The sequence below is a fragment of the Micromonospora sp. LOL_014 genome (genome assembly GCF_048060245.1).
In the GTDB taxonomy this organism is placed as follows: domain Bacteria; phylum Actinomycetota; class Actinomycetes; order Mycobacteriales; family Micromonosporaceae; genus Micromonospora_E.
In genome coordinates this window covers 60,039-72,028 of record NZ_JBHMIP010000023.1, presented here as the reverse complement: position 1 = coordinate 72,028, position 11,990 = coordinate 60,039, and the positions used below count along the sequence as shown (strand labels likewise).

The following is an 11,990-nucleotide window of genomic DNA, read 5'->3' as shown; positions in this document are numbered from 1 at the left end:
GCGTCACGCCGTCCGGGGAGGAAGGGTTGGCCGCGGACATCGGCAGCCGGGGCTCAGGGGTTGACGGCCGGGTCGGTGATCCCGCCCGCCTCGACGCCCCAGTTGCTCAGCGCCTGCTCGTAGCCGCCGTCGGCGATGATCGCGTCAAGCGCCTCGGCCAACGCCTCGGCGAACCCGGTCTGGTCCTGGGCCACCACGTAGCCGTACGGCGCCGAGTCGTAGATGTCGCCGGACAGTTCCAGCTCGCCGTTGGTTTGCTGAACCGCGTACGCGCAGACCGGCGAGTCGGCCAGCATGGCGTCGTTCTTTCCGGAGACCACCGAGGTGGTCGCCTGGTCCTGCCCCTGGAACTGTTCGATGACGATCTCCGGGTCACCGGCGTCAACGCACGCCGCCGAGCGGGCCTCGATGTCCTCCACCTGCACGGTGCCGGCCTGGACCGCCACCCGCTTGCCGCAGGCGTCGTCCGGGTCGACCGGTTCCCCGGCCCGCGACGCCCACTGGGTGCCGGCCGAGAAGTACGACACCATGTCGACCTGGGCCTTGCGCTCGTCGTTGATGGTGAACGAGGAGACCCCGATCTCGTACTTGCCGGACATCACCCCGGGGATGATGTCGTCGAACTGACTGGGCACGTACTCAGTGGTCAGGCCGAGCTTGCCCGCGACGGTGTTGAACAGGTCGACGTCGAACCCGATGACGGTGCTTCCGTCGGTGTCGAGGAACTCCGCCGGAGCGTAGGTCGCGTCGACGCCGACCAGGATCTTGCCGTCGGCCTTGATCTCGTCGGGGACGAGCGCGGCCAGTTCGTCGTCGGCCGACGCGCTCGGCGCGTCGCCGCCGGGCTGTTCGACGCTGTCCTGCTCACCGCAGCCGGCGACGGCCAGCAGGAGAGCGAGCGCCCCGGCGAAGCCGGCGGCGGCCCGCCGGATCCGGTGATGTGAGGTGGTCACGTTTCCTCCGAGGGGGTGGTCGGGTCGTACCGGTGCCGGGTCAGGCGACACCGAGGTACGCCTCCTTGACGGCCGGGTCGTGCAGCAGGTCGGCGCCGGTGCCGGACTTGACGATCCGACCGGTCTCCAGCACGTACGCGCGGTGCGCCCGGGACAACGCCTGTTGGGCGTTCTGCTCGACCAGCAGGACCGTGGTGCCCTGCTGGTTGATCTCCACGATGATGTCGAAGATCTGCTGGATCAGCATCGGGGCGAGCCCCATCGACGGCTCGTCGAGCAGCAGCAGCTTCGGGCGGCTCATCAGCGCGCGGCCCACGGCGAGCATCTGCTGCTCGCCGCCGGACAGCGTGCCGCCGTGCTGCCTGCGGCGCTCGGCCAGCCGGGGGAACAGGCCCAGCACCCGGTCCAGATCGGCGGCGATACCGGCGCGGTCGCGCCGGGTGTACGCCCCCATGTCGAGGTTCTCCAGCACCGTCATGCCGGGGAAGATGCCCCGGCCCTCCGGTGCCTGGCACAGTCCGCGCCGGACCCGCAGGTCGGCCCGGAGCTTGGAGATGTCCTCGCCGTCGAAGGTGATCCGCCCGGCGGCGATCGGCCGGATGCCGGAGATCGCCCGCATGGTGGTGGACTTGCCGGCGCCGTTGGCACCGATCAGGGCGACGATCTCGCCCTCGTTCACCGTCAGGCTGATGCCGTGCAGCGCCTGGATCCGCCCGTACAGCAGGCTGACGTCGTCGATCTCAAGCAACATCGTCGGGCACTCCCAGATAGGCGGCGATCACCCGGTGGTCGTCCCGCACCTCGGCGGGCAGGCCTTCGGCGATCTTCTTTCCGAACTCCAGCACCACGATCCGGTCGGTGACCCCCATGACCAGACGCATGTCGTGCTCGATCAGCAGCACGGTGACGCCCCGGTCGCGGATCTGCCGAATCAGCTGGAGCAGCTCCTCCTTCTCCGCCGGGTTGAACCCGGCCGCCGGCTCGTCGAGGCAGAGCAGCGCCGGGCTGGTGGCCAGCGCCCGGGCGATCTCCAGCCGCCGCTGTTCGCCATACGACAGGTTGCGGGCCATCTCGTTGATCCGGTGGCCGATGCCGACGAAGTCCAGCAGCTCGCGGGCCTTCTCCCGGCCGTCACGTTCCTCGCGCCAGTGCCTCGGCAGCCGTAGCATCGCCGAGACGACGCTGGTCTTGTGGTGGGCGTCCGCGCCGACCTGAACGTTCTCCAGGGCGGTCATCTCGGGGAAGAGCCGGATGTTCTGGAACGTCCGGGCCATGCCCATCTTGGTAATCTGGTGGCGCTTCTTGCCGGTGATCCGCTGACCGCGGAACCGGATCTCGCCCTCGGTCGGCCGGTAGATGCCGGTCATCGCGTTGAAGCAGGTCGTCTTGCCGGCCCCGTTCGGTCCGATCAGACCGAGGATCTCGCCCTTGTAGAGGGTGAAGTTCACGTCGTCCAGGGCGACCACGCCGCCGAAGCGCAGCGTGACGTGGTCGACCTCGAGCAGGGGTTCGCGGGTCGCGGCGGTCGGGCCGGTCCCGGTCGCTTCGGTGTCAGCCACCGACGGCCACCTCCTTACGGCGGTCCTTGAACTCGGCGGATCGTCGCCGGTTGGCGATCAGGCCCTGCGGCCGGAAGATCATCATGACCACGAGAGTCAGGCCGAAGACCAGGAACCGGTACTCGTAGAGTTCGATGCCGAACATCTCGATGCCCCGGAAGCGTTCGATCAGGTACGCCACCAGGCCGCCGCCGACGATCGCGCCGACGATGTTGCCGGAGCCACCGAGGATCACCGCCGCCAGGATGATGATCGAGTTGAGCAGCTCGAAGTTCTGCGAGCTGACGAAGTTCTGCTTGCCGGCGAACAACGCGCCGGCCAGGCCACCGATCGCCGCGCCCATGGCGAACGCCCACAGCTTGAACTTGAAGGTGGGCACCCCCATCAGCTGGGCGGCGTCCTCGTCCTCCCGGATCGAGACCCAGGCCCGGCCGACCCGGCTGCGGTTGAGGTTGCTGACCAGGATCACCACCACGATGATCAGGGTGAGCACCAGCCAGTAGTACGGGCGGGCATCGAGTACGCCGAAGACCGGTTTGCCGTCGGCGTACTCGCCGGGCGGGTGCGGGATCTGGTTGAGCCCGCGCTGGCCCTTGAGGAACTCGGAGCTGACCGCGGCGATCCGGATCATCTCGGCGAAGCCGAGGGTGACGATCGCCAGGTAGTCGCCGCGCAGCCGCAGGGTCGGGGTGCCGAGCATCAGACCGGAGATCATCGTGATGCCGATCGCCAGTGGCAGCGCCATCTCCCACTGCCAGAGCGTCTGGAGGTCGCTGCTGGGTGAGGTGAGCACCGCGACCGTGTACGCCCCGACGGCAAAGAAGCCGAAGTACCCGAGGTCGAGCAGGCCGGCGAAACCGATCACGATGTTCAGCCCGACCGCCAGCAGCACGTAGATGGAGACGGTGAACAGCACCTGACCGAAGTTGGACTCGGTGGTCGGGATCGGCCCGAGGTGCTGATAGAAGCCTTCGTTGGGCAGGGCGTAGAAGAACACCACCACGGCGGCGATCAGCACCCAGCGGGTCCACTTGGGCATCTGGTGCCAGCGGTCGGCGAGCTGGCCGCGTGCGTCGTGCAGCTTGGTCCGCAGACTGGTCATACCCGCGCCCTCCCCAGGGATTCGCCGAGCAGGCCGGTCGGCCGGAACATCAGCAGGACGACCAGCACGGCGAAGGCCACGAAGTCCTTCCACTGCGTACCGAACAGGCCGGAGGCGTAGTTCTCGACCACGCCGAGCAGGAAGCCGCCAAGCAGCGCACCGCGCAGGTTGCCGATCCCGCCGAGCACGGCGGCGGTGAACGCCTTGAGCCCGAGCAGGAAACCGACACTGTAGGTGAGCACCCCGATGCGGACGTTGTAGAGCAGGCCGGCGACACCGGCCATCAGGCCGCCCATCACGAAGATGATCATGATGATCCGGTCCTTGTTGACCCCCATCAGCGCGGCTGTGTTCGGGTCCTGGGCGACCGCCCGCACGCCCCGGCCCATTCGGCTGCGGTTGATGAAGAAGTCAAGGCCGATCATCATGCCCAGCGCCGCGACGACGGTCAGCACCTGCACGATGCTGACCGGCACGCCGGCGACGGTGAACCACGTCTCGTTGCTGACGATGGTCGGCAGGCCCTGCGGCAACCGCCGGGTGTAGATCCCGAACGCCTCGGCCATCACGATGGATGCGCCGATCGCGGTGATCAGGAAGGCCAGCGGCGGCGCGTTGCGCTTGCGCAACGGCCGGTACGCGACCCGTTCGACCAGGGTCGCGGTCGCTGCCGACGCCAGCGCCGCGGCGACCATCGCGATCAGGAAGTAGAAGACGATCTGGCCCACTCCGCTGACCACCGAGTCCTGGGTCAGGCCGAGCGCGCCCCAGGTCCACAGCGCGGCGAACGCGCCGGCGATGAAGACCTCGGAGTGGGCGAAGTTGATGAGTCTGAGCACGCCGTAGACCAGCGTGTAGCCCAGCGCGACCAGGGCATAGATGGCGCCCTGTGTCAAGCCGGTCGTGGTGAGCTCTCCGAAGTTCGAGAGCAGTCCGTTGACGTCCAAGGAGGGTGCTCCATCGAGGGCTGGGAAAAGAGTCGGGTGCGGCCGGGAGCGTGCTCCCGGCCGCACCCGCTAGACAGCTGATCTCGCCGATCGGGCGGATCAGGGCTTGGGGATCTCCTGGTCCGCCACGACCTCGCCGTCGACGACCTTGAACGCCCAGACGACAACCTGGTTGACGTCCATCTCGCCCTTCTCGTCGAACTTGTAGCTGGCCGCGACGCCTTCGCCCTCGTAGCCACGCACCCACTCGAGCAGTGCCTCGCGGGTGGTGTTGCCCTCCTTGATGCCCTCGAGCATGATGTTCGCCGCGTCGTAGGCGGTGTCGCTGTAGGTGCCCGGCTGGCTGCCGTGCAGCGCCTCGTAGTCGGCGGCGAAGCTACCCCGCGCCTCGGTTGCCGGCTGGCAGGGGCAGGTGAGAATGGTGCCCTCGGCCGCAGCCGCTCCGGCCGACTCGATGAACGCCGGGTCGTTGACGCCGTCACCGGCAACCATCGTCGCGGTGACGCCCGTGTCGGTGAGCTGCTTACGGATCAGGCCGGCCTCCTGGTAGTAGCCACCGAAGAAGATTGCGTCCGCCTCCGAGGAACGCACCTTGGTGACGGTCGCGGAGAAGTCGACCTGCTTGCCCTCGCCCTGGACCTTGTCGGAGTCGACAACCAGGTCACCGAGGACGTTCTTGACCTCGTCGGCCAGCCCGGCGCCGTACGCCGACTGGTCGTCGATGACGAAGACCTTCTCCGCGTTCAGCACGTCACGGATGTAGACACCGGCGGCCGGACCCTGGCTCAGGTCGTTGCCGACGCCCCGGAAGAAGGTCGGCCAGCCCTGGTCGGCCAGGCTGGGCCGGGTCGCCGACGGGGTGATGGTGACCAGCCCGGCTTCGGCGAACAGCGGACCGGCCGCTTCCGACTCACCGGAGTACGCCGGACCGACGATGCCGAGCATCTTGTCGTCGTCGATGGCCCGCTGGGCCAGGCCCGGCGCCTGGTCCGGGCTGCCCTGCGAGTCCAGCCCAACCAGCTCGACCTTGCAGTCCGGGTTCGCCTCGTTGTACTGCTCGACCGCGAGCGCCGCGCCGTTGTTCTCGTTGATGCCGAGCGCCGCCGAGGGGCCGGTCAGCGCCCCGAAAAAGGCGATCTTGTAACCACACGCATCGCCGCCAGCTTCCGTGGTGTCGCCATCGCCGCTGCCGCAGGCGGCGCCGCCCGCGACGAGCGCCATCATGGCGACGCCGCCGAGCACGCGGACAAGATTACGCTTCAAGGCTCGAAACCCTCCTAGATCCAATTGGCCCGAACCACCCACTGCCGATTGGCTCTTGCGGGAAGCACGCACCCGGCCGCTATCCCGGCCTTGGGGCGGGACGCTATCCCACCTGCCTGGCACGCCGTAAGGTCCAGGAAGGGCCGTTGACAAAAACGTTACGTAGCGTGGCCTGACTGCCCGTATGGCTGTAACACGCGTCGGCTGTCATCCCCCGACGTCGATCCCGGGCTCGTCTCACTACTGCTGCTGCTGGCTGGCGGCCTCACCGGGCGTCTCGGCCAGGATCCGGTCGGCGACGTCCCGCATGGTCATCCGGTGGTCCATCGCCATCCGCTGGATCCACTTGAACGCCTGCGGCTCGGTCATGCCGTAGGAGGTCATCAACATGCCCTTGGCCCGCTCGACGACCTTGCGGGTCTCCAGCCGGTCGGTCAGCCCGGCGACCTCGGACTCCAGCGCGGCCACCTCGGAGTAGCGGGACAGCGCGATCTCGATCGCCGGCACCAGGTCACTCTTCTGGAACGGCTTCACCAGGTACGCCATCGCACCCGCCGCCCGGGCCCGCTCCACCAGGTCCCGCTGGCTGAAGGCGGTGAGGATGACCACCGGGGCGATCCGGCCACCGGCGATCCGCTCGGCCGCCGCCAACCCGTCCATGATCGGCATCTTGATGTCAAGGATGACCAGGTCGGGCTTGAGCTCCTCGGCGAGCCGGACGGCCGTCTCGCCGTCCCCGGCCTCGCCAACCACGTCGTAGCCCTCCTCCAGGAGCATCTCCGCCAGATCGAGGCGGATCAGCGCCTCGTCCTCCGCGATCAGCACCCGCCTGCGCTCGGCACCCGCCTGCGTGTCGGCCACGTACCCCTACCCCCAACGCTTGCCACCCGACACCCACCGGGTTGGGTGTCGCCGCCTTCAGCGTAGTAGGTAGGCTTGGCATAGCCAGGCCCCAGACCCGACAAAGGTCCCCGTACTCCAACCGGTAGAGAGACGGAGCTCAAACCTCCGACAGTGTGGGTTCGAATCCCACCGGGGGCACCACCCAGCAGGACGCGACCCTTCCGGTCCGGCGGGCCGGACTCGATGTCAGCGCTGTCCTGCCGCTGTCTCCCCGCTTCCGCTTCGCAGCATCGGCGGGTAGAGCTCGGTCGCCCCACCGGCACGGTAGAGCGCGGCGGGTCGGCCCACGTCGGTCACCCGGCGGTGGCCGGTAGGGACCAGAAAGTCGTCGGCGTTGACCACCTTCCGGTGGAAGTTGCGGGGATCGATGCCCATCCCCCACACCACCTCGTACACCCGCCGCAGCTCGGTGATGGTGAAGGTTGGCGGGCAGAACGCCGTCGCCAGCGTCGTGTACTCCAGTTTGGCGCGGGCCCGCTCGACTCCGTCGGCCAGGATCGCGGCGTGGTCGAAGGCGAGGTCGTCCGGGCCGAGCTCGTCGACCGGCGTCCACCTGGCGTGTCGCGCGTCGGTGCCGGCCGCCGGCAGCGGCAGGTCCGGAGCGAGCGCGAGGTACGCGATGCTGACCACCCGGCCACGCGGATCACGCCCGGGCTCGGTGTAGCTGTACAGCTGTTCGAGGTGGAGGGCGCGGCCATCGATCCCGGTCTCCTCGGCGAGCTCCCGCAGGGCGGCGGCGCCGGCGTCCTCAGTGGCGCCAACGAACCCTCCAGGTAGGGCGGTCCTGCCCAGGAAGGGTGGCTTGCCTCGTTCGATCAGCAGCACGTGCAACCGCTCGTCTCGCACGGTCAACACGACCAGGTCAACCGTCAGTGACACTAGGGTCACTACTCCTCGACCGTTCACGGCCTGAGTGTATCCAATCGTCACCTTGACGATAACCGATTGCCCACTTACGCTTGGTAACTAATCTCGTCATCTTGACGAGATCTATCGCCTAACCGTGGCGGCCCGAGCACCGCCCGATCGTTCGTCCAACCCGCCAACCGATGTCAGCACCCTCCCTGGAGGTCACCCCCATGACCGATCAGTTCTCCCCCGTGCCACCGCAGCGGCCGCCTACGCCGCAACCGGCAACGCCGCCGCAACCGGCGGTGGCAGTGGCGCCCGCTGCGGCTACCCGACACCTCGTCGTCGGTGCGTACCTTGACGAGCGGTTCTGCCGAGCCGCGCTACGGGAGGTGTACGACCAGCCGACCCGGGCGGTGGCACCGTCCTACGGGTTCGACCTCGGCACCGTGCTCGGGCACTGCCGCCAGGCCGGGCGCATCCTCACGATCCGGGACTCCGTCATCGTCGGAACGCTGTTCCTCAGTTTCTGCATCGGAGGGTTCGGCATCCTAGCGACCGGCATGCTGCTCGGCGCCGTGCAGTCGGTTGTCTCGATAGTCCGGTTGGTCCGCGACTCTCTGCACCGGACAGCCGTCAACGAGTCGCGACGGCTGAGCCGGATCGTTGGCTCCGCCGTCACGAGTCTGGTCAGCATCGGCGCGTTCTGGCTGTTCCTGGCGCTGCTTTTCGGCTCCGCCAGTCTCCTGGTGACCAGTCAGGCGTTCCAAGGCGAAGACCCCGTCACGAGCGTACTGGTAGTCGTCCATATCGGAGCCGTGACGGCTCTGTGCGCCGCGTTCGGGCCCACCGTTGTCGCCAACATCGTCCGGTGGCACGAGGCCGCGCAGCATGGGCCCGCTAGCCGTCCGCCGGCCCCGCCGTCGGACGGCCGGATCCAGGAGATCCTGCGGCAGCAGGGCGGGAACACCATTGTCTACTCCGGCTACTCTCCCTTCGTCGGATCGGGAAAGGTCCTGGGAATCTCGGACCTGGCCGTCCGGATGATCCGCCCGCAACAGGGCTTCGATGACCAGTCCTCCGAGTCGCAGCGGGAAATCGACGAACTTCCTTTCGCTGCGGAGCAGCTCGTCGGATACGTCCGGGACCGGCTCGCGACGCTCAGTCAGACGGACTCGCCGGAGCACCTGTTGCCGGGTCTGACAGTGGTGGACAAAGTCTTTACGGCGGGCACCGAGACCACCGAACTAGCCCAAATGACCTGGGGACCGGCGATGGTGGACATAATCCGGCAGCCGCGCGACGCCCGCCGGCACTACCTTGCCTGCCAGGTCACCTCCTGGCGGGGCGAGCTGGTCACCACCGTGTACGCGCACTTCGCGCTGCAGGGCCGCACGCTCTACCTCGAGATCGCCACCTGCGCGCTGGCCCCGTGCCGCGACGAGTACCGGATCGTCGACGACGTCAGCAGCATCGGACTACTGCCCTACGCCAGGGCCGCCCTGTCCGGTCTGGCCGAATCACCGCAGGTGGTGGCTATGGCTCCGGCCAACCTGGCCCGGACCGTCGTACGGTCGCTGATCCGGCGCGTCGCGACGAGTCGGTCGGCCCTGCCGTACGGCATCGACCGGGGCGCCCGGGTCGGAATTCGCGAGCTGGCCACCTTCGACGAGGTCCGGAACGACTTCCAGAACCAGGACGTCGCGAAGTACCAGGAGATCGTCACCCGCCGCCTGGTCGCCGCCACCCTCGACTTCCTCGTCGATCAGGGGGTGGACGTCACTGAGTTCCGCCAACGCGCGAACGTCCTGATCAACAGCGGCATCTACGCCGGTGGCGACGTGCAGACCGGCGACGTCTCCAGCTCGTTCAACCCGGGCCGGAAGTGAGTGCGCGATGAACCAGCCATCCAGCAGCCACAACAGCGGTATCCACGCCGGCGGGGATGTGCACACCGGCGACATCTCCGACTCGTTCAACCCGGTCTCCGGCACCACAGCGCAGACCAAACCCGTCGCCGCACAACGGTCAACCGAGGCCGACCCCGCGCAGCAGCGGGCCGATCTGGGTGTGCTGACCGTACTGCCACAGGAGACGCGCGCGGTCGTCGATATCTTTCAGCAGGCCTGGGAGTACCGCCGGAGGGTACTCCCCGATGGAACCCGGGTGCATGAGGCCATCTTCGAGACTCCGCACGGGCCGCGCACGGCGGTGCTGATGCAGACCCTGGACCGAGGGCAACTGTCCGCCACCGCCGCCTACACCCGGCTACGGCACTGGTACGCACCGCCGATCATCGCCCTCGTCGGCATCGCCGGTGGCATCGGCGCCCAACTCGACGTCGGCGACGTGGTACTCGCCGACCAGATCATTTTCTACGACAACCATCGGGACACCGCGGACGGTCCCCGCCGGCGGGGCGAGTCGACGGCGCTGACGGCGGCGCTGACCATCGCGGTCAACGACCTGTTCAGCACCGAGGGTGAGCCATTGCGGATTCCCTCACCAGACCACGGCGGCGACTTCCGCGTACGACGCGGGCCGCTGGGTTCCGGCAGCGCGGTGATCACCGACGAAAATTCCCGGATCCGTACGTTCTTGCATGACTTCCAGGAGAAGTGCCTCGCTGTGGAGACCGAATCCGGTGGCCTCGTGCAGGGCTTCCGGGAGGAGTTCGCCGACGGTACCGGGCTCACCGGCTGGCTCGTGCTCCGCGGCATTTCCGACCATGCCGACGCAGCGAAGGGTCACCGCGACCACGACCTGGCGGCCCGAAACGCCGCCCGGGCGTTCCACCGCGTACTGCCCTACCTGTGGGACGCACGCCGCTGACAGGTGCTGTCCGGACCCGGTCCGGACAGCACCAGCCGTACCAGGAGGATGCGATGCCAGGTCCGACGCGCGCCTGGCCACCGCGCAGGCGCGGTCTGTTCAGCCACCGGCTGGACACCGTGATCACCGTCCTGCTCGCCCTGGCGCTCGGTCTGCTCGGCGTCCTTGACGTGGTCGACACCGCCACCGTGGCTGCCGCGACGCTGGGAACACTGGCCCTGCTCACCACGACGGTGGCCGGGGAGCGCCGGCAGCTGGACCAGGTGGTGCGCCGGCTGGACGGCGCGGTACGGCTGATCCGGCACCTGCCGGTCCAGCCCTCCGGCGCGATGTCGCTACGGGCCTCGACCTCTGGTGCAGACGTCGACCTCACCGACGTCGAGGACATCGCCCTCATCGGGGTGACCCTCGGCCGGACCCTGCGTAACCAGGTCGACCAGATCGCCAGCCGGCTTGCCGCAGGTGCCCGGATCAGGGTCGCGCTCATCGACCCGGCGACCTCCGTACCGGCCGAGGCCGCCCGGCGGGCCACCCTGCCGGACGACCGGGACATCTTCGTCAACCGGGCCCGGCCTACTCTCGACCTGCTACGCGAGCTGGCCCGTACCGCCCGTCCCGGCACCGGCTCCCTGGAGGTACGGTTGCTGCCGCTCGTGCCGGCGTCGGGGATGATCCTGCTGGACGCCGACGAGGAGACCGGACGCATCCACGTCGACCTCTACTCACACCGCCCGTCGGCAGCCGAACCGATGATGACGCTGACCACCGCCAGTCTGCAGTGGTACCGACACTTCCGTGACGAGTTCGAACACCTCTGGCGGCACGGACGGCCGGTCGACCTCACCCGCGCTCCGGTGCCCTGACCGGCCGCTCTGGTTCGGCCCGGCTGCGGTGCAGGTGGCGTACGCTCGGGCGAGCTATCAGTGCAGGCCGCCGGGGTCGCTGCGCCACCGCTGGCGAAGCAGGGAGCAGGAGGACATGGAACTGGCCATCGGGCTCTTCTGCCTGATTTGTATAGTTGTGGCAGTCTTCGCCGGGTACGGCGTCGCAGTGTACAACGGACTGGTCACTGCCCGTAACGCGTTCCGGAACGCGTTCGCCCAGATCGACGTCCAGCTGACCCGACGCCACGACCTCATCCCCAACCTCGTCGAGGTTGCCAAGGGGTACATGAGACACGAACGTGAGGCGCTCGAAGCGGTGATCGCCGCCCGCGGCGGCGCGGTCGACGCGCAGGCCGCCGCGACCGGCAAGCCGGGTGACCCGGCGGCGATGCAGCAGCTCGCCGGGGCCGAGAACATGCTGACCCAGACCCTGGGCCGGTTGTTCGCGCTCTCCGAGGCGTACCCGGACCTCAAGGCCAACCAGAACATGATGCAGCTGACCGAGGAGCTGACCTCGACCGAGAACCGGGTCGCGTTCGCCCGGCAGGCCTACAACGACGCGGTGATGGGCTACAACAACAAGCGGGAGCGCTTCCCCGGCAGCATCGTGGCGAACATGTTCTCATTCAGCCCGGCCGCCCTGTTCGAGGTCGACGATCCGCAGCAGCGGCAGGCCCCCCGGGTGACCTTCTGACCGG

General features: G+C 68.4%; 12 protein-coding genes and 1 tRNA gene. 5 read left to right on the top strand and 8 right to left on the bottom strand.

Annotated elements, in window-relative coordinates:
- Nucleotides 1–53 precede the first annotated feature (53 nt).
- The 7 genes from ACFHW1_RS20150 to ACFHW1_RS20120 form a co-directional block, all read right to left on the bottom strand.
- On the bottom strand, nucleotides 54–953 hold the full coding sequence (locus ACFHW1_RS20150; RefSeq protein WP_416555536.1) for an ABC transporter substrate-binding protein: 900 nt from the start codon (nucleotides 951–953) through the stop codon (nucleotides 54–56).
- Between the two features lie 40 nt (nucleotides 954–993).
- A complete protein-coding gene (locus ACFHW1_RS20145; RefSeq protein WP_281550460.1) occupies nucleotides 994–1,704 on the bottom strand; it encodes an ABC transporter ATP-binding protein in 711 nt (236 codons plus the stop codon).
- Nucleotides 1,694–2,512, bottom strand: a complete 819-nt coding sequence (locus tag ACFHW1_RS20140; RefSeq protein ID WP_416555539.1) for an ABC transporter ATP-binding protein — start codon at nucleotides 2,510–2,512, stop codon at nucleotides 1,694–1,696. The genes ACFHW1_RS20145 and ACFHW1_RS20140 overlap by 11 nt, the downstream gene beginning before the upstream one ends.
- Nucleotides 2,505–3,614: a branched-chain amino acid ABC transporter permease gene (locus tag ACFHW1_RS20135; RefSeq protein ID WP_416555541.1), complete on the bottom strand. Its 1,110-nt coding sequence runs from the start codon at nucleotides 3,612–3,614 to the stop codon at nucleotides 2,505–2,507. The genes ACFHW1_RS20140 and ACFHW1_RS20135 overlap by 8 nt, the downstream gene beginning before the upstream one ends.
- Entirely contained in the window at nucleotides 3,611–4,561 is a 951-nt protein-coding gene (locus tag ACFHW1_RS20130) for a branched-chain amino acid ABC transporter permease (protein WP_416555543.1), read from the bottom strand. The genes ACFHW1_RS20135 and ACFHW1_RS20130 overlap by 4 nt, the downstream gene beginning before the upstream one ends.
- Nucleotides 4,562–4,660: 99 nt before the next feature.
- Complete coding sequence (locus ACFHW1_RS20125) at nucleotides 4,661–5,785, bottom strand: branched-chain amino acid ABC transporter substrate-binding protein (protein ID WP_416555643.1); 1,125 nt, start codon at nucleotides 5,783–5,785, stop codon at nucleotides 4,661–4,663.
- A 279-nt stretch (nucleotides 5,786–6,064) separates the two neighbouring features.
- Nucleotides 6,065–6,685, bottom strand: coding sequence for an ANTAR domain-containing response regulator (locus ACFHW1_RS20120; RefSeq protein WP_416555545.1), 621 nt, complete (start codon nucleotides 6,683–6,685; stop codon nucleotides 6,065–6,067).
- 106 nt (nucleotides 6,686–6,791) lie between these two features.
- Here ACFHW1_RS20120 and ACFHW1_RS20115 point away from each other — a divergent pair.
- Nucleotides 6,792–6,868, top strand: a tRNA-Leu gene (locus ACFHW1_RS20115).
- Between the two features lie 45 nt (nucleotides 6,869–6,913).
- On the opposite strand, the gene ACFHW1_RS20110 is transcribed toward ACFHW1_RS20115, so the two are convergent.
- The gene (locus ACFHW1_RS20110; protein ID WP_416555547.1) at nucleotides 6,914–7,606 is read right to left on the bottom strand and encodes an NUDIX hydrolase; all 693 of its coding nucleotides are present in this window, start codon (nucleotides 7,604–7,606) and stop codon (nucleotides 6,914–6,916) included.
- A 200-nt stretch (nucleotides 7,607–7,806) separates the two neighbouring features.
- On the opposite strand from ACFHW1_RS20110, the gene ACFHW1_RS20105 reads away from it, so the two are divergent.
- The 4 genes from ACFHW1_RS20105 (at nucleotide 7,807) to ACFHW1_RS20090 (ending at nucleotide 11,986) form a co-directional block, all read left to right on the top strand.
- Nucleotides 7,807–9,465 (top strand): hypothetical protein, encoded by a 1,659-nt coding sequence (locus ACFHW1_RS20105; protein ID WP_416555549.1) that lies wholly within the window; start codon nucleotides 7,807–7,809, stop codon nucleotides 9,463–9,465.
- A gap of 7 nt (nucleotides 9,466–9,472) precedes the next feature.
- Nucleotides 9,473–10,408 carry a hypothetical protein gene (locus ACFHW1_RS20100; RefSeq protein WP_416555551.1) on the top strand — a complete coding sequence of 312 codons (936 nt, stop codon included), beginning with the start codon at nucleotides 9,473–9,475 and terminating at the stop codon, nucleotides 10,406–10,408.
- A 53-nt stretch (nucleotides 10,409–10,461) separates the two neighbouring features.
- Entirely contained in the window at nucleotides 10,462–11,271 is an 810-nt protein-coding gene (locus ACFHW1_RS20095; RefSeq protein ID WP_416555553.1) for a hypothetical protein, read from the top strand.
- Nucleotides 11,272–11,386: 115 nt separating this feature from the next.
- A complete protein-coding gene (locus tag ACFHW1_RS20090; protein ID WP_416555555.1) occupies nucleotides 11,387–11,986 on the top strand; it encodes a LemA family protein in 600 nt (199 codons plus the stop codon).
- Nucleotides 11,987–11,990: the final 4 nt, after the last annotated feature.